Origin of the sequence: Nonomuraea sp. NPDC050310 (assembly GCF_040655795.1) — a bacterium.
In the GTDB taxonomy this organism is placed as follows: Bacteria; Actinomycetota; Actinomycetes; order Streptosporangiales; family Streptosporangiaceae; genus Nonomuraea.
Genome location: NZ_JBFAKP010000001.1, coordinates 395,585 through 415,761, shown reverse-complemented (window position 1 = coordinate 415,761; position 20,177 = coordinate 395,585). Strand labels below are relative to the sequence as shown.

General features: G+C 71.7%; 20 protein-coding genes. 8 read left to right on the top strand and 12 right to left on the bottom strand.

Annotated features, from left to right (window positions below; genetic code table 11):
• Positions 1 to 3: 3 nt before the first annotated feature.
• The 3 genes from AB0I67_RS02120 to purN form a co-directional block, all read right to left on the bottom strand.
• Positions 4 to 180 carry a hypothetical protein gene (locus AB0I67_RS02120; RefSeq protein ID WP_357916148.1) on the bottom strand — a complete coding sequence of 59 codons (177 nt, stop codon included), beginning with the start codon at positions 178 to 180 and terminating at the stop codon, positions 4 to 6.
• Positions 181 to 345: 165 nt separating this feature from the next.
• Positions 346 to 1,917, bottom strand: coding sequence for a bifunctional phosphoribosylaminoimidazolecarboxamide formyltransferase/IMP cyclohydrolase (purH, locus tag AB0I67_RS02115; RefSeq protein ID WP_357916145.1), 1,572 nt, complete (start codon positions 1,915 to 1,917; stop codon positions 346 to 348).
• Positions 1,918 to 1,993: 76 nt separating this feature from the next.
• On the bottom strand, positions 1,994 to 2,596 hold the full coding sequence (purN, locus tag AB0I67_RS02110) for a phosphoribosylglycinamide formyltransferase (RefSeq protein WP_357918362.1): 603 nt from the start codon (positions 2,594 to 2,596) through the stop codon (positions 1,994 to 1,996).
• Positions 2,597 to 2,678: 82 nt separating this feature from the next.
• Here purN and AB0I67_RS02105 point away from each other — a divergent pair, with 82 nt between their 5' ends.
• On the top strand, positions 2,679 to 3,074 hold the full coding sequence (locus AB0I67_RS02105) for a hypothetical protein (RefSeq protein WP_357916142.1): 396 nt from the start codon (positions 2,679 to 2,681) through the stop codon (positions 3,072 to 3,074).
• On the opposite strand, the gene AB0I67_RS02100 is transcribed toward AB0I67_RS02105, so the two are convergent.
• Positions 3,071 to 4,591 (bottom strand): DUF6350 family protein, encoded by a 1,521-nt coding sequence (locus tag AB0I67_RS02100; RefSeq protein ID WP_357916139.1) that lies wholly within the window; start codon positions 4,589 to 4,591, stop codon positions 3,071 to 3,073. The genes AB0I67_RS02105 and AB0I67_RS02100 overlap by 4 nt on opposite strands.
• A 203-nt stretch (positions 4,592 to 4,794) precedes the next feature.
• Here AB0I67_RS02100 and AB0I67_RS02095 point away from each other — a divergent pair, with 203 nt between their 5' ends.
• Positions 4,795 to 5,358 carry a DUF6461 domain-containing protein gene (locus AB0I67_RS02095; protein WP_357916136.1) on the top strand — a complete coding sequence of 188 codons (564 nt, stop codon included), beginning with the start codon at positions 4,795 to 4,797 and terminating at the stop codon, positions 5,356 to 5,358.
• Between the two features lie 43 nt (positions 5,359 to 5,401).
• Positions 5,402 to 6,004 (top strand): DUF6461 domain-containing protein, encoded by a 603-nt coding sequence (locus AB0I67_RS02090; protein WP_357916133.1) that lies wholly within the window; start codon positions 5,402 to 5,404, stop codon positions 6,002 to 6,004.
• Positions 6,005 to 6,062: 58 nt separating this feature from the next.
• Here AB0I67_RS02090 and sucD read toward each other — a convergent pair whose 3' ends face one another.
• Together sucD and sucC are read right to left on the bottom strand one after the other, a co-directional pair.
• On the bottom strand, positions 6,063 to 6,938 hold the full coding sequence (sucD, locus tag AB0I67_RS02085; RefSeq protein ID WP_357916130.1) for a succinate--CoA ligase subunit alpha: 876 nt from the start codon (positions 6,936 to 6,938) through the stop codon (positions 6,063 to 6,065).
• Between the two features lie 3 nt (positions 6,939 to 6,941).
• The gene (sucC, locus tag AB0I67_RS02080; RefSeq protein ID WP_357916127.1) at positions 6,942 to 8,120 is read right to left on the bottom strand and encodes an ADP-forming succinate--CoA ligase subunit beta; all 1,179 of its coding nucleotides are present in this window, start codon (positions 8,118 to 8,120) and stop codon (positions 6,942 to 6,944) included.
• Positions 8,121 to 8,391: 271 nt separating this feature from the next.
• On the opposite strand from sucC, the gene AB0I67_RS02075 reads away from it, so the two are divergent.
• The 3 genes from AB0I67_RS02075 to AB0I67_RS02065 are packed head-to-tail and all read left to right on the top strand — an operon-like array spanning position 8,392 to position 11,298.
• Positions 8,392 to 9,186 carry a hypothetical protein gene (locus AB0I67_RS02075; protein WP_357916124.1) on the top strand — a complete coding sequence of 265 codons (795 nt, stop codon included), beginning with the start codon at positions 8,392 to 8,394 and terminating at the stop codon, positions 9,184 to 9,186.
• Between the two features lie 56 nt (positions 9,187 to 9,242).
• On the top strand, positions 9,243 to 10,019 hold the full coding sequence (locus AB0I67_RS02070; RefSeq protein WP_357916121.1) for a hypothetical protein: 777 nt from the start codon (positions 9,243 to 9,245) through the stop codon (positions 10,017 to 10,019).
• A gap of 37 nt (positions 10,020 to 10,056) precedes the next feature.
• Entirely contained in the window at positions 10,057 to 11,298 is a 1,242-nt protein-coding gene (locus tag AB0I67_RS02065) for an amidohydrolase family protein (RefSeq protein ID WP_357916118.1), read from the top strand.
• Between the two features lie 30 nt (positions 11,299 to 11,328).
• Here the strand turns inward: AB0I67_RS02065 and galE are convergent, their stop codons facing one another.
• Positions 11,329 to 12,309, bottom strand: coding sequence for a UDP-glucose 4-epimerase GalE (galE, locus tag AB0I67_RS02060; protein WP_357916115.1), 981 nt, complete (start codon positions 12,307 to 12,309; stop codon positions 11,329 to 11,331).
• Positions 12,310 to 12,360: 51 nt separating this feature from the next.
• A complete protein-coding gene (gene pcrA, locus AB0I67_RS02055) occupies positions 12,361 to 14,583 on the bottom strand; it encodes a DNA helicase PcrA (RefSeq protein ID WP_357918359.1) in 2,223 nt (740 codons plus the stop codon).
• Positions 14,584 to 14,675: 92 nt separating this feature from the next.
• On the opposite strand from pcrA, the gene AB0I67_RS02050 reads away from it, so the two are divergent.
• Positions 14,676 to 15,395 carry a PIG-L deacetylase family protein gene (locus tag AB0I67_RS02050; RefSeq protein WP_357916112.1) on the top strand — a complete coding sequence of 240 codons (720 nt, stop codon included), beginning with the start codon at positions 14,676 to 14,678 and terminating at the stop codon, positions 15,393 to 15,395.
• On the opposite strand, the gene AB0I67_RS02045 is transcribed toward AB0I67_RS02050, so the two are convergent.
• The 4 genes from AB0I67_RS02045 to AB0I67_RS02030 all read right to left on the bottom strand — a co-directional run bounded on the left by AB0I67_RS02045 (position 15,359) and on the right by AB0I67_RS02030 (position 18,902).
• On the bottom strand, positions 15,359 to 16,066 hold the full coding sequence (locus AB0I67_RS02045) for a CPBP family intramembrane glutamic endopeptidase (RefSeq protein ID WP_357916109.1): 708 nt from the start codon (positions 16,064 to 16,066) through the stop codon (positions 15,359 to 15,361). The two genes, AB0I67_RS02050 and AB0I67_RS02045, sit on opposite strands and share 37 nt — an antisense overlap.
• A 78-nt stretch (positions 16,067 to 16,144) precedes the next feature.
• On the bottom strand, positions 16,145 to 16,405 hold the full coding sequence (locus tag AB0I67_RS02040) for a WhiB family transcriptional regulator (protein ID WP_357916106.1): 261 nt from the start codon (positions 16,403 to 16,405) through the stop codon (positions 16,145 to 16,147).
• Positions 16,406 to 16,492: 87 nt separating this feature from the next.
• Positions 16,493 to 17,935 (bottom strand): glutamate--cysteine ligase, encoded by a 1,443-nt coding sequence (locus tag AB0I67_RS02035; protein ID WP_357916103.1) that lies wholly within the window; start codon positions 17,933 to 17,935, stop codon positions 16,493 to 16,495.
• A gap of 64 nt (positions 17,936 to 17,999) precedes the next feature.
• Entirely contained in the window at positions 18,000 to 18,902 is a 903-nt protein-coding gene (locus AB0I67_RS02030) for a LysR family transcriptional regulator (protein ID WP_357916100.1), read from the bottom strand.
• Between the two features lie 143 nt (positions 18,903 to 19,045).
• On the opposite strand from AB0I67_RS02030, the gene AB0I67_RS02025 reads away from it, so the two are divergent.
• Positions 19,046 to 20,140: an MFS transporter gene (locus AB0I67_RS02025; protein ID WP_357916097.1), complete on the top strand. Its 1,095-nt coding sequence runs from the start codon at positions 19,046 to 19,048 to the stop codon at positions 20,138 to 20,140.
• The last annotated feature ends 37 nt before the right edge of the window (positions 20,141 to 20,177 follow it).

Below are 20,177 nucleotides of genomic sequence, written 5' to 3'. Positions count from 1 at the left end.
CCCCTACTGCCGCTCGGCCCAGCGTGCCTCGCGCCGCTCGATGATCCGGCGGGTTACCGGGATGATCTCCACGAGCTTGCTGCCCAGGTAGGCCCCGATGAAGGCGAGTGCCACGAGCACGATCGGACTGGTGGAGAAGCCGGTCATGGTCACGTAGGCATGCAGGATGACATCGAGCAAGGGGAGCTCCCGAGGGATACGTGGCGAGTGCCGTCGGCACAGGCTAGCCGAACTTGGCGGAGGTTTGACCGGTTTCGACCTATCCCTTGAGCAAGGGTCACCTATCCCCCGGAACGGCGGCGCCGGCCGTACCAGAAGCACGACCGGCGCCGGTGAACGCGGGGATCAGTGGAAGAAGTGCCTGGTCCCGGTGAAGTAGAGGGTCACGCCCGCCTGCTCGCAGGCGGCGATGACGTCCTCGTCGCGGATCGAGCCGCCCGGCTCCACGATGGCCTTGATCCCGGCCTCGATGAGCACCTGCGGCCCGTCGGCGAAGGGGAAGAAGGCGTCGGAGGCGCAGACCGACCCGGCGGCCCGCTCGCCGGCGCGGGAGACCGCGAGGCGGGCGGAGTCGACCCGGTTGACCTGGCCCATGCCGACGCCGACGGTCGCCTCGCCGGCGGCCAGCAGGATGGCGTTGGACTTGACCGAACGCGAGGCCCGCCAGGCGAAGGCCAGATCGCGCAGGACCTCGGGCGAGGCGGCGGGACCGGCCTTGAGCTCCCAGCTCGCCGGGTCGTCGCCGGGGGCGTCGATCCGGTCGGTGCTCTGCACGAGCAGACCGCCGTCGATGCGGCGGAACTCGGCCGCGCCGGAGGGGCCCTCGGGGCAGCTCAGGATGCGCAGGTTCTTCCAGCGCTCCTTGAGGATGTCGAGCGCCTCGTCCTCGTAGCCCGGGGCCACGAGGACCTCGGTGAAACCCTCGGTGAGCTGGCGGGCCAGCTCGGCGGTGACGGTGCCGTTAACCGCCACGACGCCGCCGTAGGCCGAGACCGGGTCGCAGGCCAGCGCCTTGCGGTGCGCGTCGGCCACGTCGGCGCCGACGGCGATGCCGCACGGGTTCTGGTGCTTGATGATCGCGACGGCCGGCTCGGTGAAGTCCCAGGCCGCGCGCCAGGCGGCGTCGGTGTCGAGGTAGTTGTTGTACGACATCTCCTTGCCGTGGAGCTGGGTGGCGCCGGCCAGCCCGCCCGTGCCGGAGGTGTACAGGGCCGCGGACTGGTGCGGGTTCTCGCCGTACCGCAGCGGGCTCTCCAGCTCCCAGGTGGCGCCCATGAAGCCGGGCCAGTCGCCGTCGGCGGCGTAGACGTTGGCGAACCAGCTCGCCACGGCCACGTCGTAGGCGGCGGTGTGCGCGTAGGCGCGACCGGCCAGGCGGCGACGCTCGGTGAGGGTGAAGCCGCCCTCGCCCAGCGCGCGGACGACCTCGCCGTAGCCGGCCGGGTCGACCACGACCGCGCAGGTGGCGTGGTTCTTCGCCGCCGCGCGGATCATCGCCGGGCCGCCGATGTCGATCTGCTCGACCGACTCGGCGTCGGACGCGCCGGAGGCGACCGTCTCACGGAACGGGTAGAGGTTGACCGCCACGAGCTGGAACGGCTCGACCTCCAGCTCCTCGAGCTGCGCCACGTGGTGCGGCTTGGTCAGGTCGGCCAGCAGCCCGGCGTGGACGCGCGGGTGCAGCGTCTTGACCCGGCCGTCGAGGCACTCGGGGAAGCCCGTGAGCTGCTCGACCTTGGTGACGGGCACGCCGTAGGAGGCGATGGCGGCAGCCGTGCCGCCGGTGGAGACGATCTCCACCCCGGCGGCGTCGAGTGCCTTGGCCAGCTCCTCGAGGCCGGACTTGTCGTAAACCGCGATCAACGCGCGCCGGATGGCGATGCGGCTCGCGCCGGCGCCTTCGCTGTGCTCAGCCACGCTGAGAAACACCCCTCCTGGTTAGATGCCCTGTCTGTCACCGCCGCCGGGTGGGTCCGGCGGTGGTCCAGCCCTGTCAGCCGCCGATCCGGACGTGCCGCCCGGTGACGGTCCAGCCTTCACGGGCCATGCGGCCCACGGTGTCGACGAGCAACCCGCGCTCGACGCTCTTGATGCGCTCGTGCAGCCGGGCCTCGTCGTCGCCGTCGAGGACCCGCACGGCCTCCTGGGCGATGATCGGCCCGGTGTCCACCCCGGCGTCGGCCAGCATGACCGTGCAACCGGTGATCTTGGCGCCGTAGGCCAGCGCGTCTCGTACCCCGTGCGCGCCCGGGAAGGCGGGCAGCAGCGCCGGGTGGGTGTTGAGCACCGGGAACGCCTCCAGCGTGGGCGCGCCCAGGATCTTCATGAATCCGGCCAGCACCACCAGGTCCGGCTCGTAGGCGGCGATCCGGGCGGCGACCGCCTCGTCCCACAGGGCGCGGGAGGGATGATCGTTCAGCCGCTCCACGAACGTGGGCACCCCGGCCCGCTCGGCCCGGGCCAGCCCCTCGATCCCGACGCGGTCGGCGCCGACGGCCACCACGGCCGCGCCGTACGACGGATCGGCTGTGGCGTCCAGAAGGGCCTGTAGGTTGGTTCCAGAGCCGGAGACGAGGACGACCAGCCGCCGCCCCACAGAATCGGACACGCACGCTCCAGTGTTGGGTGGGTAGCCAGGGTATCGGGTCTGGAAACCGGCGAAGTGAGAGGGAGGCCCAGTGACGATACCTGTCCGCGTGCCCGCCGAGGCGGCAGGGCGCAGGGCGGTCTGGCTGTCCATCGCGGCGCTGGCCATGGCGTTCATGCTGCCGTTGGCCGGCCTGGTGCTGGCGGTCTTCGCCCTGGTGGCGGGGATCCGCGCGCTGCCGCTGCTCCGGAAGGAGGGCAAGTCGGTGGGCGCCGCCGTGGGCGGGATCACCGTCTCGTCGGTCGTGCTGCTGTTCTCCGGGCTGGCCGCCGCCCTGCAGTTCTACCTCGCCGACGAGTTCACCGCCTACCAGGAGTGCCTGAAGGGCGCCGGCACGGTCTCCGCCGAGGGCGAGTGCTTCGCCGCCTTCAAGCAGGCGACCGAGAAGAAGCTCCCGGCGGACGTGCTGCGCTACCTCCAGCCCTAGTCGCGGTCCCAGGCGTAGGGGTCCATGTAGATCACGTGGCCCCCGCGGTCGTCGGTCTCGTCCACGATGTCGCGCCGGGTCGACTGCGCGGCCACCTCCGCCGCGGCCGAGGCGTGCTCGTCCATCCAGTCGTCGCGGATCACCGGGATCGGCTGGGTGTCGGCCTCGGTGGCGTCCATCCAATGGCCGGGCAGCGGCTTGGGGTCGGCGTCGGCCAGGCCGACCTTGCCCGCCACCCGCGCCAGCGCCGCACCCGCCTTGCGCACCTTGCCGGGCTCCTTGCGCGCGTCGCGGTAGAGCAGCGCCCAGTTGGCCAGCCCGGCCGAGATGCCCGCGGCCACGCCCACCTCCAGGGCGACCGAGAGCGCTACCTCCCACGCCGACGGCCCGATCGCCGCCAGCCGGTCGCCGCGGATCGGCCCGCCGGACAGCGCCGCCAGCCCGCCCGCCACCAGGCCGGTGGTCAGCCCGGTCACGAACCCCCACAACGGTGCCGCCTCGTACGACGGCGACGGCGCGATCCGCACCACCACCACGCCGGCCACCGCGCCGGCCGCGAACGGCAGCGCGATCACCGCCATCGCCCAGGCCGGCGCCGGCCCGCTGTCCGGAAGCGCGCCGAGCAGCGGCAGGATCGGCATGCCGTCCAGGTTCACCCCGGTCGGCGCGACCAGCGTCCCGGTGCCGACCGCGAAGCCCGGCCCCGCGATGTAGGCCATCGCCCAGATCGCCGCGTTCGCCAGGTAGAGGAGCTGGATCAGCAGCAGGAGCAGCCCGCCCACGAACCCCGGCGACAGGGCCGAGGTCAGGTCCTTCACCTGGCCGATGTTGATCAGGATCGCGCTCAGGATCACCAGCAGGCCCGCCGCCAGCATCAGCGCCGTCGCCGTCGCCGTGCCCAGCGCCACCGCCCGCACCCGCTCCGGCAGCAGCCGCAACATCGAGCGGAACGGCCCGATCGTGCGCGCCGTCGCCAGCGCGCCGCACAGGAAGGCCAGCAGGAAGTGGCTCAGCAGCGCCTCGCCCACGTACGGCTGGGTCACCTCGTTGCGGGCCACCAGCGCGATCACCCCGGCCAGCAGCGCGTACGGCGCGGCCAGCGACACCCCGGCCTGCACCACCAGCACCAGTTGCGCCCGGCGCCGTGCGGTCGCCTGCTCCTTGGGGCTGTTCTTCGGCAGGGCCGCCGGCAGCCGCAAGCGCAGGTCGGCGTCGCGCGCCATCCACCGCCCGCCGCGGTACAGCAGGATCGCCGGCAGGACCATCAGGCCCAGCGGGAGCAACCCCACCCGGCCGCCCGGAATCGCGAACCCCGCATGATGCGCCGCCAGCCACACCTGCGCCGCCGTGCGGAACACCCCCGGCAGCCCGGTGCCCAGCGTGCCCTTCGGCGCGGCGATCCACCCCACGAGGGTCAGCGTCGTCAAGGCGGCCAGGCCCACGCCCAGAGTCATCGCGGCGGCGAGCATCCCGGACACGGGAAGCGGACGCCGGCTCTCGTCGTCATCCCCCGTCATACCGGGGAATCTGCCGAGCACCGACCGGGGGGCCGTCCGTAGCTGGTCGAGAAGCGCCGTCACAGTATTCGATGTTCTCAAGTTTTCGGTCAAGTGCACTCGCCGACACCCCGCGAAGCCCCATTCTCCCGCCCATCCACCCACCTGGAGTCCCCGCTTCGGCATCCACAGGACTGTCGGAGGCGGCTGCCACCATGATCCACATGACGCCACCACCCCCTGACTTCACCTGGCTCTACGGCGAGTACGGCGAATACGGCTACTCCTTCCTCTACGTCCGCGACACCCCCGAGCGTGCCGTCGCCCGGCTGGGCGGGCGGTGGCCGGACTTCATCCCCGGCCCGTTCCCCGAGGACGCCGACCAGTTGTGCTCCCCCGGCGAGCCGGCCGGTGTCGCCGCGATCGGCGACTGGACCTTCGTCATCGAATCCGACCTGCGCTACCTGTACGAGGACCTCCTGGCCCGGCTCTCCGAAGGCACCACGCTCGTCACGCAGGCGGCGCTCAGCATCGAGGGCGCCGACAACTTCGCCTGGTACGAGGACGGAGCGGTCAGGTTCGGGTGCGGGAGCGATGACGGGTTCTTCAGGGAGCCACCGGACGAGCTCACCGCCGTCCTGGCCGAGGCCGACCGGTTGTTCCCCGAGGCACAGCTCTACGAAGGGCCGGCGTTCATGCTCGTCGAGCACCTGACCGGGATCCGGCTGACGGAGGAGCTGGTGCGGGGCCTCGACTTCTCCTGGGGCCATCTGCCGCCTCCCCGGTAAGGGACGCGGCCATCCTGTCGGTGGCGACTGGCAGCATGGGCGCATGATCGAACGGGCACCCCACCACCGCTGGCTGATCGGCGACGACGGCGGCCTCAGCCACCTCTACGTCCGACTCCCGGTGGAGGAGGTGGTGGCCCGGCTGGGCGGGACGATGGCAGGCTTCGCCCCCGGCACCTTCCACGGCCCCGACCGACACACCGGCGGGTCCGGGCTGTCGATCGGTGTCGCGCCTCTGCGCGGCTGGACCTACATCCAGGACGGCGGCCAGCTCGCCGTCACCGGTGCCGTGCTCCCCCTGTCGGAGGGCACGCGGGTGGTCGCCCAGTACGCGCTGGGCATCAAGGGGCTCGACTACTTCTACTGGGCGGAGGACGGGGAGATCCGGTTCTGCTTCATCGCCCAGGAGGGTTACTCGGCGCCGGTCCCGGAGGAGCTGCGGGAGACGATGGAGGCGATCAGGCGGCTGTATCCGCCGAGCGCGGATCCGTCCACGGGGCCGACCTTCCTGCTGTCGGAGCGGCTGACCGGGTTCAGGCTGGCCGAGGAGGAGCTGATGGCCGCGCCCTTCCTGTGGGGGACCGTACCGGACCGTGGCTACGAGTTCGCGCCGTGTCCTGACGACGCGTTCCCGTGGCCGGTCTGAAGCCAGGAAAGCCCCGCGCCATGGCGGCACGGGGCTGTTCCAGGCAGGGCAGGGGTGCTCAGCGGGCCTGCATGATCTCCCGCATGAGGCGCGCCGTCTCGGAGGGGGTCTTGCCGACGCGGACGCCGACCTTCTCCAGGGCCTCCTTCTTGGCCTGCGCCGTACCGGCCGAGCCGGAGACGATGGCGCCGGCGTGGCCCATGGTCTTGCCCTCGGGGGCGGTGAAGCCCGCGACGTAGGCGACGACCGGCTTGGTGACGTGCTGCTCGATGTAGGCCGCGGCCCGCTCCTCGGCGTCGCCGCCGATCTCGCCGATCATGACGATGGCGTCGGTGGCCGGGTCGTCCTGGAAGGCCTGGAGCGCGTCGATGTGCGTGGTGCCGATGACCGGGTCGCCACCGATGCCGACGGCGGTGGAGAAGCCGAAGTCACGCAGCTCGTACATGAGCTGGTAGGTGAGCGTGCCGGACTTCGACACCAGGCCGATCCGGCCGGCGGTGGTGATGTCGGCGGGGATGATGCCGGCGTTGGAGGCGCCGGGCGAGGCGATGCCGGGGCAGTTCGGCCCGATGATGCGGGTCTTGTTGCCCTTCTCGACGGCGTAGGCCCAGAACTCGGTGGAGTCGTGGATCGGCACGCCCTCGGTGATGACCACGCAGAGCGGGATCTCGGCGTCGATGGCCTCCTTGACGGCGTCCTTGGTGAACGCCGGGGGCACGAAGACGACCGAGACGTCGGCGCCGGTGGCCTCCATGGCCTCCTTGACCGAGCCGAAGACCGGCAGGTCGAGGTGGGTGGTGCCGGCCTTGCGGGCGTTGACGCCGCCGACGACGCGGGCGCCGGAGGCGAGCATGCGCTTGGCGTGCTTGGTGCCTTCGCCGCCGGTCATGCCCTGGACGATGATCTTGCTGTTCTCAGTGAGCCAGATAGCCATGGTTTACGCACCTGCCGCGAGCTCGGCGGCGCGCTTGGCCGCGTCGTCCATCGTGTCAACCAGCTCGACGCCCTTGAGGGCGGCGTCGTGCAGGATCTGCCGCCCGAGGAGGGCGTTGTTGCCGTCGAGGCGCACGACCAGCGGGCGGGTGACGGCCTCGCCGCGCTCCTCCAGGAGCTTGAAGGCGGCCACGATGCCGTTGGCCACCGCGTCACAGGCGGTGATGCCGCCGAAGACGTTGACGAAGATCGACTTCACCGCGGGGTCGGAGAGGATGATCTCCAGGCCGGCCGCCATGACCTCGGCGCTGGCGCCGCCGCCGATGTCGAGGAAGTTGGCGGGCTTGGGCTTGCCGGGGAACTGCTCGCCGGCGTAGGCGACCACGTCGAGCGTGGACATGACCAGGCCCGCGCCGTTGCCGATGATGCCGACGTTGCCGTCGAGCTTGACGTAGTTGAGGTCCTTCGCCTTGGCCGCGGCCTCCAGCGGGTCCTCGGCGGCCTTGTCCTCCAGCGCGGCGTGGTCGGCCTGGCGGAAGGAGGCGTTGTCGTCGAGGGTGACCTTGCCGTCGAGCGCCTTCACCTCGCCGTCCGCGGTGAGGATCATCGGGTTGACCTCGACCAGCGTGGCGTCCTCGTCGACGAAGACGCACCACAGCTTCTCGATGAGCTCGGCGGCGCCGTCGAGCGCCTTCTCCGGCAGCAGGCCGGCGGCCGCGATCTCGCGGGCCTTGGCGCGGTCGACACCGGTCAGCGGAGAGACCGGGACCTTCGCCACCTTCTCCGGCGTGTTGTGCGCGACCTCTTCGATGTCCATGCCGCCGGCGGCGGAGCAGATGGCGAGGAAGGTGCGGTTGGCGCGGTCGAGCAGGAAGGAGAAGTAGTACTCCTCCGCGATCGCGCTGGCCTCCTCCACGAGCACCTTGTGGACCGTGTGGCCCTTGATGTCCATCCCGAGGATGTCGGTCGCCTTCTTGACGGCGTCGTCGGCGTCGTCGGCCACCTTGACGCCGCCGGCCTTTCCGCGCCCTCCGGTCTTGACCTGGGCCTTGACGACGACGCGGCCGGTCAGCTGCTCAGCCGCGGCGCGTGCCTCCTCCACGGTGTGCGCGACGACTCCGCGCGGCACCGGGATGCCGTAGTCCGCGAAGAGCTCCTTCGCCTGATGTTCGAACAGGTCCACGAGGGTCCGTCCTTGCTTGTCCGAATGATGTCCGACGGCCCGGGCCACCCCGTGTGCCGGGCGTTTCCGCCAGTGAAGCCTAGCCTTTGGCCGGACCTGACCTGGTCATCGGGGCGGAGATATCTCGCGATGTGACAGCGATCTCACTTCCTGGAACGCGCGCGTGCACGAAAGCTTCACATTTATCCCGTTGATAACGGTTGATCCTGAGATCCAGTTGTGACTCCAACTCTGGATGATGTTGTCCTCACTCCCCTCGAGAAAGATCTCTATGAAGCGCATCATCGCGGGGGTAGCCGCCGCGGCGGCCTCCCTCCTGCTGTTCGCCGCCCCGGCGCAAGCCGCCCCGACCCGGGCCGCCGCGCCCGATCCGGTCGCGGCGTTGAAGAAGGCGTACGCCGAGGGCCGGGGCGTCAAGATCAAGGAGTCGTCCTACAGCTCCAGCATGTTCGGCAAGGACGCCTCCGGCACCTCCCGCGGCGTGGTCGGGTTCGGCCCCCGTGGCGTCTCCGCCTACGACATCGTCCAGCGCGACCCCACGCTGGGTCGCTCGCACCTGATCCACGTCAAGGGCGACACCTACGCCGACGCCAAGTGGGTCGGTGACCTGCCCGAAGGCATCAAGTGGGTCAAGTACTCCGGTGAGCGCCCGGTCGCCGCCACCATCCAGCCGATCAACATCTTCGACGCGAAGGTGCTTCGGGGCGCGCTGGCCAAGGCCAAGCTGGTCAAGGGCGGCGAGTACCGCGGCTCGATGAGCTTCAAGCAGCTCGCCACGCTCTCCGGCCAGAAGCTCAAGGGCGACCTCGGCAAGTTCATGAGCAAGATCAAGGTCTCCTACCGCATCTTCACCGGCCGCTCCGGGCTCGTCTCGCGCGTCCGCAGCGAGATGACCATGGACTTCGGGCTGCTCGGCAACCTGCGCAGCGTCGTCGACTCGCAGTACTACGAGTGGGGCCTGAAGGTGAAGATCCAGGCGCCGCCGAAGGACGAGGTCATCGACGCCAAGGACCTCAACAGCGCGCCCGCCGACCCGCCGGCGTACGAGGTCGTCCCCACCCAGTGATACCCGTTGGGTTGGTCGAGACCTAGCCGATACGCGGCAGCAGCAACGTTTCCCGGGTGAAGCGACTCCTTGCGGGGCTCCTCTCGGCAGCGTTGCTGCTGTCCGCCGCGCCGGCCCACGCGGCACCCTCCGTCCGGCCGCCCCGGACCGTCAAGTTCACCGAGCGCGTCTTCCTGGCGGAGGACGGCCGGCGGACCCTGTTCCTGCGCCGCTCCGGCGCCTTCCGCCTCGGCGACTCCGGCGTCGCCGCCGCCGACGTGACCGCCCGGCTGGCGATCACCCCGGCCGACCTGCCCGGTGAGGCCTTCACCTGGCTGGCCGCGCCGGAGCGGACCATCCGCGTCGGCACGACGTCCTATCTGTCCGGCGGGTTGTACGGCACGCTGCTCCCGGAAGGCAGAACCTGGTACCGCTATCCCGGCGGCCCGGCCGCGGGCGTGACGGGCACCTACAGCCAGTTGCTCAACATCGCCGAGCCCCGTACCCGCGCCACGCTGCTCAAGACCGCCAAGCGCACGTCGTACGGCTATCGCGGCACGATCACGCTCGGCGCGCTGTACAAGCTCTCCCCCTGGTTCCGCGCCTCGGCCGCGTCCAAGCCCAAGAAGCCGGGGATCGTGCTCTCCTGGCGGCTGACCGTGGACGCGGCCAAGCTGCCCAAGCGCCTGGTCACCGCCTACACCAGCTCCGGCGAGACGGTCATCGCCGACACCCGCTACTCCGGCTGGGGCTCCGCCGTCACGATCGTCCCGCCACCGCCCGACCAGGTCGCCGACGAGCTGGCCACCGGGGAGGAGCCGCCTGCCGTACCGCCGGTGGTCGGTACCCTGTGATCGTCACGGCCGGGGCGGCGAATGCCACAATCGCCGCATGAGCCGTGAGAGCCGTGTGAACCGCCTGCTGATCGTCAACGCGCATCCGCTCGAACCGGTCACCGAGCAGCTCGGTGACCGGTCCTGGATCGAGCTCGCCGACGGGCTGATCGCCGCCACCGGCACGGGCGCGCCTCCCGCGGTGCCCGGCGACGTCCGGGTGCTCGACGCCGCCGGGGCCACCGTGCTGCCCGGCCTGATCGACGCGCACGTGCACCTCACCGCCAACACCCTCGACCCGCGCGAACGCGACTCCTGGACCCCCGGGTACGCGGCGATCCGGTCGTTGCGCGCCGCCGAGGAGATGCTGGCGCGCGGCTTCACCACCGTCCGCGACGTCGGCGGCGCCGATCACGGCCTGGCCCAGGCGCTGCGCGAAGGGCTGGTCCGCGGGCCCCGGCTGATCCACGGCGGCAAGGCGCTCTCCCAGACCGGCGGGCACGGCGACCTCCGGCCGCTGTCGGAGGACGGCCGGCCGTGCTGCGGCCACCAGCCCGGCTTCGCCCGCATCGCCGACGGCGTGGAGGAAGTACGGCTGGCCGCCCGCGACGAGCTGCGCAAGGGCGCGGCCCACCTCAAGCTCACCGTCTCCGGCGGGGTGGCCTCGCCCCACGACGAGGTGTCCGCGGTGCAGTACACGCTGGAGGAGATCACCGCGGCGGTCACCGAGGCCGGCAACGCCGGCCGGTACGTGACCGTGCACGCCTACGGCGCGAAGGCCATCAACCGGGCGCTGGAGGCCGGAGCGCGCTGCGTCGAGCACGGCAACCTGCTCGACGACACCACGCTCAAGCTGCTCCTCGACCGGGACGCCTACCTGGTGCCCACGCTGGTCACCTACGAGCAGCTCGCCGAACGCGGCCGGGAGGCCGGGCTCGCCGAGGGCTCGTACCGGAAGATCGTGGAGGTGCGCGAGGCCGGGTTCGCCGCGCTCGACCGGGCGCACCGCGCCGGGGTCAACCTGGTCTACGGCTCCGACCTGCTCGGACCCATGCGGGTGGCGCAGCTCCAGGAGTTCACCCTGCGCGCCCGGGTGCAGCCGGCCGCCGCGGTGCTCCGCTCGGCCACCAGCACGGCGGCGCGGCTGCTCGGCCAGGAGGGCCGGCTCGGCACCCTAGCGCCCGGTGCGCACGCCGACCTGCTCGTCCTCGACGGCGACCCGCTGGCCGATCTGTCCGTGCTGACCCGCCCGGAGCGCCACCTGCGGCACGTCATCCAGGCGGGCGCCGTCGTCTCCTGAACCGCGGCGACGTTGACCTGCCTGGAGGGCTCAGGCACCCAGGCGCTCGGCGCGCAGCTCGCGCCACTCCAGCGAGTGCCGGATCCCGTCGGCCACCGAGTAGCGGGCCTTCCACCCCAGCACGCGCTCGGCCAGCTCGACCCGGGTGTAGGAGCCGATGACGTCACCCGGCCGCCGGTCCCGCTCGACGATCTCGATCGGCCGGTCGGCGACCTCGTTGAACAGCTCCGCGAGCTCGCGCACGGTCGTGCCCTGCCCGGTGCCGAGGTTGATCACCGACACGTCGAGCTCGTCGAACCGCCGCAGCGCCGCGACGTGCGCCTCGGCCAGGTCCCACACGTGGATGTAGTCGCGGATCCCCGACCCGTCGGGGGTCGCGTAGTCGACCCCGGTGAGCTCGAACGGCACGCCCTCCTCGTAGGCCTGGATCATCTTGCCCAGCGCGTGCGAGGGCCGGGCGAGCTGCAGCCCGGTGCGCATCTTGGGGTCGGCCCCGATCGGGTTGAAGTACCGCAGGGACAGCACCCGGATCGGCTGCGTCGCGGCGATGTCGGCGAACATGCCCTCGCACACGGCTTTGGTCCGGGCGTAGGGGCTCTGCGGGTCGAGCGCGGAGCCCTCGTCCACGGTCAGGTCGTCACCGGGCGCGTAGATCGACGCCGACGAGCTGAAGATCATGCGCTCGCAGCCGTTCCTGATCAGGTGCTTGACCAGGTCGAGCGTCTTGACCACGTTCGCCTCGTAGTAGCCGATCGGGTCGGCCACCGAGTCCGGCACCACGATCAGCGCGGCGCAGTGCACGACCGCCTCGATGTCCGGGTGCTCCCGGAAGATCCGGTCGATCAGCTCGCCGTCGGCGATGTCGCCCTCGTAGAACTCCCGCCCCTCGGCGAACTCCCGCCGCCCGGTCACCAGGCTGTCGAGGATGACCGGAACGATCCCGGCCTCCTCACACGCCGAGGCGACCGTGCTGCCGATGTAACCCGCTCCACCCGTTATCAGTACGCGCACATCGGCACCCTACCCAACCTGCTCGGGGCCGAGTTCCGATCATGCGCCCGGCTAGAGCTTCTCCAGCGGTGCGTAGGCGAGGAGCAAGGTCTTCTCGCCGCCCGTGCCGAAGTCGATCTTGACCTTGGTCTTCTCCGCCACCCCGTCCACCGACACGACGGTGCCGAGGCCGAAGGCGTCGTGGGAGACCCGGTCGCCGGGCGAGAGGGACGGGACGGTCCTGCCGCTCTTCTTGGCGGCCGGGGCGGCGACGGCGCTCTCGCGCTTGGTCGCCGCCGACCAGGCGGACTTGTCGGGATCGGTACGCCACTCCAGGAGGTGGCCGGGCACCTCGCTGACGAAGCGGGAGGCGGGGTTGAACGAGGGCGCGCCCCACGAGCTGCGCACGGCGGCCCGGGTGAGGTAGAGCCGCTTCTGCGCCCGGGTGATGCCCACGTAGGCCAGCCGCCGCTCCTCCTCCAGCTCCTTGGGCTCGCCGAGGGAGCGTACGTGCGGGAAGACGCCGTCCTCCATCGCGGTGAGGAAGACCACCGGGAACTCCAGGCCCTTGGCGGTGTGCAGGGTCATCAGGGTGACCACGCCCTGCCCGCCGTCCGCCTCGGGGATCTGGTCGGCGTCGGCGACCAGGGAGATCTGCTCCAGGAACTCCACCAGCGTGCCCTCGGGGTTGGCCTCCTCGAACTCGGAGGCGACCGAGATGAGCTCGTTGAGGTTCTCCAGGCGCGACTCGTCCTGCGGGTCCTGGGAGGTCTCCAGCTCGGCGCGGTAGCCGGTCGAGACCAGGATCTCCTCGGCCAGCGCGGAGGGCGGCATGCCCTCGGCCTTGCCGATGAGGTCTTGCATCAGCGCGACGAACTCGCGGATGGCGTTGAGCGAGCGCGCGGCCAGGCCGTACGCCTCCTCGGCCCGCTTCAGCGCCTCCCAGAACGGGATGCGCTGCTGCGCGGCGAACGCCTCCAGCATCGACTCGGCCCGGTCGCCGATGCCGCGCTTGGGCACGTTGAGGATGCGCCGCAGCGAGACCACGTCGTTGGGGTTGGCCACCACCCGCAGGTAGGCCAGCAGGTCCTTGACCTCCTTGCGCTCGTAGAAGCGCACCCCGCCGACCACCTTGTACGGCAGGCCGGTGCGGATGAAGATCTCCTCGAAGACGCGGGAGGCGGCGTTGGTGCGGTAGAAGACCGCGACGTCGCCGGGCCGCACCTGCTCCTCGTCGTGGAGCCGGTCGACCTCCTGCGCGACGAAGACCGCCTCGTCGTGCTCGTTGTCGGCGACGTAGCCCACGATCAGCGGCCCGTCGCCCTGCTCCGACCAGAGGTTCTTGGGCTTGCGCCCCTCGTTGCGGGAGATGACGGCGTTGGCGGCGTTGAGGATGTTCTGGGTCGAGCGGTAGTTCTGTTCGAGCAGGATCGTGCGCGCGTCGGGGTAGTCGCGCTCGAACTCCAGGATGTTGCGGATCGTCGCCCCGCGGAAGGCGTAGATCGACTGGTCGGCGTCACCGACCACGCACAGCTCGGACTGGTCGGCGCCGGAGCGAACCAGCTCGCCGTCGGCGGTGTGCAGGGACGGCCGGCCGACCAGCTCCCTGATGAGGATGTACTGGGCGTGGTTGGTGTCCTGGTACTCGTCGACCATCACGTGCCGGAAGCGCATGCGGTAGTGCTCGGCGACGTCGGGGAAGAGCTGGAACAACGTCACCGTGTTCATGATGATGTCGTCGAAGTCCATCGCGCCGGCCTCGGTCAGCTTGAGCTGGTACGACTTGTAGGCCTCGGCGAGGGTGCGCTCCAGGTGCGACCCGGCCCGCTCGACGGCGGTCTCGTAGTCGATCAGCTCGTTCTTGAAGTTGCTGACCTGGGCGGAGAACGAGCGCGGCGGGTAGCGCTTGGGGTCGAGCTCCATCTCGCGGCAGACCATCGCCATCAGCCGCTGCGAGTCGGCCTGGTCGTAGATGGAGAAGCTCGACGGGAAGCCCAGCCGCTTGGCCTCCCGGCGCAGGATCCGCATGCACGCGCTGTGGAAAGTCATGATCCACATCGCCTTGGAGCGCGGCCCGACCAGCTTGTCGATGCGCTCCTTCATCTCCCGCGCGGCCTTGTTGGTGAAGGTGATCGCGAGGATCTCCCCCGGGTGCGCGTCGCGCTCGGCCAGGAGGTAGGCGATGCGGTGCGTCAGCACCCTCGTCTTGCCCGACCCCGCCCCCGCGACGATGAGCAGCGGGCTGCCATGGTGGATCACGGCCTCGCGCTGCTGGGCGTTGAGACCGTCGAGCAAGGGGTTGTCTATCGAGACTTGGGTCGGCACGCCCCTAGGGTAAGACCCGCCACCGACGGAATGTGCGCCAGACGGCGACGGTTGATACGAACATGCTTCCGGAGAACGAGATCAAGCGCGTGCTGACCGTCACCGCCCACCCCGACGACATCGACTTCGGCGCAGCCGGGACGGTCGCCGGGTTCACCGACCGGGGCGTCGAGGTGATCTACCTCGTGGTGACGGACGGGGACGCCGGAGGCAACGAGCGCACCCTCGACAACGGCGGCATGGCCGAGCTCCGCCGCGCCGAGCAGATCGCCGCCGCCCGCCACGTGGGCGTCACGGACGTGCGCTTCCTCGGCTACTCCGACGGCACCGTCGTGCCCTCCCTGGAGCTGCGCCGCGACATCGCCCGGGTGATCCGGCAGGTCCGTCCCGACCTGGTGATCACGCATCACCCCGACCGCAACTACCAGTTCATCGCGCCCTCGCACCCGGACCACCGGGCCGTGGGCGGCGCGGCGCTGGACGCCGTGTATCCCGACGCGCGCAACCCCTACGCCTTTCCCGAGCTCTTCCTGGAGGAGGGGCTGGAGGCGTGGACGGTCCGCGAGGTCTGGCTGACCAGCGGTCCGACGCCCGACCACTTCGTGGACGTCACCGACGCCGCCGACCGCAAGATCAAGGCGCTGCTCTCGCACACCAGCCAGGTCGCGCACGTCGAGGGGTTCGAGGAGAACATCCGCGCCCGCTTCCAGGAGTGGGGCAGGCGCGCCGGCCTGCCCGACGGGCACTACGCCGAGGGCTTCCAGGTCGTTCCGACGGCCTGAGTGTCGTCTTTGGGGGCGATCCGGGCGAAGAGGTAGCCGAGCGAGTTCGTCGCGAAGTGCAGCAGCGACGGGGTGAGCAGGCCGCCGCGCCGGCGCAGCTCGCAGAAGAGCACGCCGGCCGCCGCCGTCGAGACCACGCTGCCGGCGACGATCCGGGCGGTGTCGGCCCGGCCGGGACTCTCCTCGCCTGCGGTCACCGCGGCCAGCGCGGGGTTGGCGCGGGCCATGTCCATCGCGGGGAGGATGTGCCAGAGGCCGAACAGCGTGGAGGACACGGCGGTGGCCCACGGCGTGCCGTACTGCCGGCGGAGCATGCCGTACAGCGCGCCGCGGAAACCGGCCTCCTCCAGCAGGACGGTGCCGACGGGCACCTGGAGTAGGGCCTCCTCGAAGGCCCGCGCCCGGGTCAGGGACAGCGCCCGCTCGTCGCGGAACAGGGCGCGGGTGCGGGGGACGGAGATGCCGGCGCCGTAGACGGCGGCGACGCCGAAGGCGAGCGCGCCGCCCGCGATTGCGCCGCGGCGGCCGTGCTCGAAGCCGAGCTCGGCCCAGGTCAGGCCGCTGCGGCGGGCCATCGCGACCAGCGCGCCGGTGGCGGCGGCCGAGGTGAGCGGCGCCCAGCGGCGGGCGAGGCGGTTGTTGAGCACGTTGGCCGCGGCGAGCACCGCCACGGACGCGCCCAGCACCGCGAGCGGCCGCGAGGAGGGCTCAGGCGAAGGCGAAGGCGATGACCGTGGCACCCCTGCAGACTACGACGCCGCGGGTGTGCGCCAGCCTGCGGGGAAGCGCAGGCGGCGGCGTTCGTCCGGGGTGAGCCCGCCCCAGATGCCCTCCGACTCCCCCGCGCGCAACGCGTACTCGCGGCACTCGGTGAGCACCGGGCACCGGCCGCAGACCGCCTTGGCCTGCACCTCCTGCAGGCGAGAGGGGGCGAGCGGGAAGAACAGCTCCGGATCACTTGACCGGCATGCCCCCCTGCGCAGCCAGTCGGCCTCGTCGGCGATTCCCATGGCTCAACGCTAGGACCAGCGGCCCGCGCGCGCATCATCCTGCGGATGGACACGCCCGTACACCACCGGGAGGCCCCGCCGGCGCGGTCAGACCGACCAGGTGTGCACCGGTTCGTTGGTGTGCATGAGCTCCATGTAGTCGAGGGTCATCCGGCGCAACGCCTCGTGCCGGTCGGCGCCCTTCTCCGCGCGCACCCGCTCCACCTGCCAGGTCGCGCCGGTGCGGTGGGTCAGGCAGCGGCCCTCGATGACGCCGAGCAGCCGCGCGGCCACGTCGGAGTCGACGTTCCACTCCCGCAGCCCCTCGTAGGCGAGCGGCAGCAGGCGGCGCAGCACGAGTTCGGTGGCGGGCACCTCGCCCATGCCCGGCCAGTACAGCCGGGCGTCGATGCCGTGCCGCGCGGCGGCGTTGAGGTTCTCCTCGGCGGCGGCGAACGACATCCGGCTCCAGATCGGCCGTTCCAGGTGCGGGAGCACGCGCATCAGGCCGTAGTAGAAGGCGGCGTTGGCGGCGACGTCGAGCACCGACGGCCCGGCGGGCAGGACGCGATTCTCCACCCGCAGGTGCGGGGTGCCGTCCACGACCGCGTACACCGGCCGGTTCCAGCGGTAGATCGTGCCGTTGTGCAGGGTGAGCTCGTCGAGGTCGGGGATCTCGCCCCGGTCGAGCGACTCGCGCGGGTCCTCGTCGGAGCAGAGCGGCAGCAGCGCCGGGAAGTAGCGGACGTTCTCCTCGAACAGGTCGAAGACGCTGGTGATCCAGCGTTCCCCGAACCACACCCGGGGCCGCACGCCCTGCTCCTTGAGCTCGTTCGGGCGGGTGTCGGTGGCCTGGGTGAACAGGTCGATCCGGGTCTCCTGGTGCAGCTCGCGGCCGAACAGGTAGGGCGCGTTGGCGGCCAGGGCGACCTGCGGCCCGGCGATGGCCTGGGCGGCGTTCCAGTGCGCGGCGAACTGCTCGGGCGAGACCTGGAGGTGGAGCTGGACGCTGGTGCAGGCGGCCTCGGGGGCGACGCTGTCGGCGTAGGTGTCGAGGTGCTCGACGCCCTCGATGCGCAGGTGCAGGTCCTCGCCGCGGGCGGCGAAGATCTGCTCGTTGAGCAGCGCGTAGCGGGGGTTGGCCGACAGGTTGCCCGCGACCAGGTCGGACTCGCGGATCGTCGGCAGGATGCCGATCATCAGCAGGTGCCCGCCCACCGAGCGGGCCCGTTCCTCGGCGTGGTTGAGCCGGGTGCGGACGTCGTTCTCCAGGTGCAGCGCGCCCTGGCCGGCCAGGCTCTGCGGCTGGACGTTGATCTCCACGTTGAACTGGCCCAGCTCGGTGGCCCAGTCGGGCCGCTCGATCGCCTCCAGCACCTCGGCGTTGCGCATGGCGGCCTCGCCGTGCTCGTCGGTGATGTTGAGCTCGATCTCCAGCCCGGCCTGCGGGCGGTCGAACTCGAAGCGGGCCTCGCGGAGCATCCGGGCGAAGACGTCCAGGCAGCCGCGCACCTTCTCCCGATATTTCCGGCGGTCTTCTCGACTGAACACGACGACTGGCACGTCCCTGCCCATATCGGGAATGTCCCACGGGGACGCGCGCCTGCCAAGAGGATCAGGAAACTGCGGCCAGCCGCGGCGCGGCCTGCTCGGCCACCGTGTCGGCGAACGCCCGCAGCCTCGCGGTCCGCTCCCCGGCCCGCCACACCAGCCCAAGCGAGGAGGCCGGCAGCCCCTCCACCAGCACGAACCGCACGTCCGGCCGCCGGTGCAACAGCGCCGACGGCCGGCAGAGCAACATCGCCCCGCGCCCCAGCGCCACCAGCGTGAGCCCCTCCTGGCTGGTCGACACCTGGGCGCCGCGCGGGATCGGCACCCCCAGCGGCGTGTACGGCGGAGCAGACCGCTCCCGCCAGCCGCGCGGCGCGCTCGGCGGCAGCCCGATGAGCGACACCCCCGCCAGCTCCTCGGCCTGGATGACCTCCCGCCCGGCCAGCGGATGCCGCACCGGCAACGCGAGCTGGTACGGCTCGCGGTTGAGCTCGGCGCCCTCCTCCAGGTCGCTCTCCCCCGTCGGCAGCACGGTGAACACCACGTCCACCTCGCCGCGCCGCAACGCCCCGTAGGGATCGGACAGCGGCACCTCCACCAGCTCCACCTCGCACTCGGGGTACCGCTCCTGGAAGGTGCGCAACCCGGCCACCGCCAGCCGCGTCGGCGCGCCGTGGAAACCCACCCGCAGCGTGCCGTCGACCTTGCGCGCGGCGGCCTTGGCCCCCTCGACCGCCGCCAGCAACGCGTCGTAGGCCGGGCGCAGCTCCGCCAGCAGCCCGCGCCCGAGCGGGGTCAGCGCCACCCGCCGGCTGGTCCTGTCCACCAGGCGCCCGCCGATGCTCAGCTCCAGCTCCTTGAGCAACTGGCTGACCCGGCCCGGCGACAGGTAGAGCCGCTCGGCCGCCCTCGCGAAGTGCAGCTCCTCGCTCAGCACGACGAAGCACTCGATCTGCCGGAACTCCATGGCCACCTCCGTCGCGATCGTTTAGCCCGACTAATGCAAGCCTTCGAGCTTCGTCATTGTTCCGCGATTCCGCACGAAGCAGGCTGAGCTGCATGGTTGCTCTACAGACTCCTCCCGGATCCCGTACCGCCCGTTGGCCCGCCGTGTTCACCGTGGCGGTGGGCACCTTCACCGTCGTCACCAGCGAGATGTTGCCCGTCGGCCTGCTCACCCCGATCGCCCGCGACCTGGGGGTGAGCGAGGGCACGGCGGGGCTGATGGTCGGCGTGCCCGGCCTGGTCGCCGCCTTGGCCGCCGCCTCGTTGCCCGCCGCGGCCGGCCGGGTGGACCGCCGGACCGTGTTGCTGAGCCTGGCCGGCTTGCTGATCGTGGCGAACGCGGCCGCCGCGCTCGCCCCGTCGTTCGCCGTGTTGCTGGCCGCCCGGGTGCTGGTGGGGGTGGCGATCGGCGGGTTCTGGGCGCTGGCCGGCAGCGTCGGACCCCGCCTGGTGCCTCCGTCGGCGGCCGGGCGGGCGGTGGCCATCGTGACCGGCGGGGTGGCGGTGGCCTCGGTGCTCGGCGTGCCGGCGGGCACCTTCCTCGCCGACCGGTTCGACTGGCGGTGGGCCTTCGGCGCCATGGCGATCGTCGCCGCGCTCGTGCTCGTCGCGCTCGCCGCTCTGTTGCCCTCGCTGCCCGCCGACGGCGGCGCCCGGCTGCGGGACGCGCTGCGCTCGCGGGCGCTGCGGCCCATCATGATCGTCACCGGGTTGCTGATCGCGGGGCACTTCGCCGCCTACACCTACGTCCGGCCGGTGTTGTCCGGGGTCTCCGACCTCGACCCGAGCCTGCTGCTGCTGGCGTACGGCGCGGCGGGCATCCTGGGGAACTTCGTGCTCGGGCCGCGGGCGGCCGGGGGCGCGCGGCGCGTGCTGCTGGTGATGGCGGCCGGGATCGCGGTGACCGCCCCGCTGACCGCGGTGCTCGGCTGGCCGGCGCTGCTGGCGTGGGGCCTGGCCTATGGCGGGGTGGGGGTCGCGGTGCAGTTGTGGGTGTTCGAGGCGGGCGCCCGGGTGCGTGAGGCGGGGCTGGCGTTGCTCACGATGGTGTTCAACCTGGCCATCGCGCTCGGCTCGGTGCTCGGCGGGGTGGCCGTGGACGCGCTGTCCGCCTCCGGGGCGGTGTGGCTGGGCGCGGGCCTGGCCGTGGCGGGCCTGATCGTGGCCGCGGCCTGGCGTCGCGCCCCGGAACCGGCCTGAACCCGGGCCGCGACCGCTCGCCGTACAAGGTCAGACG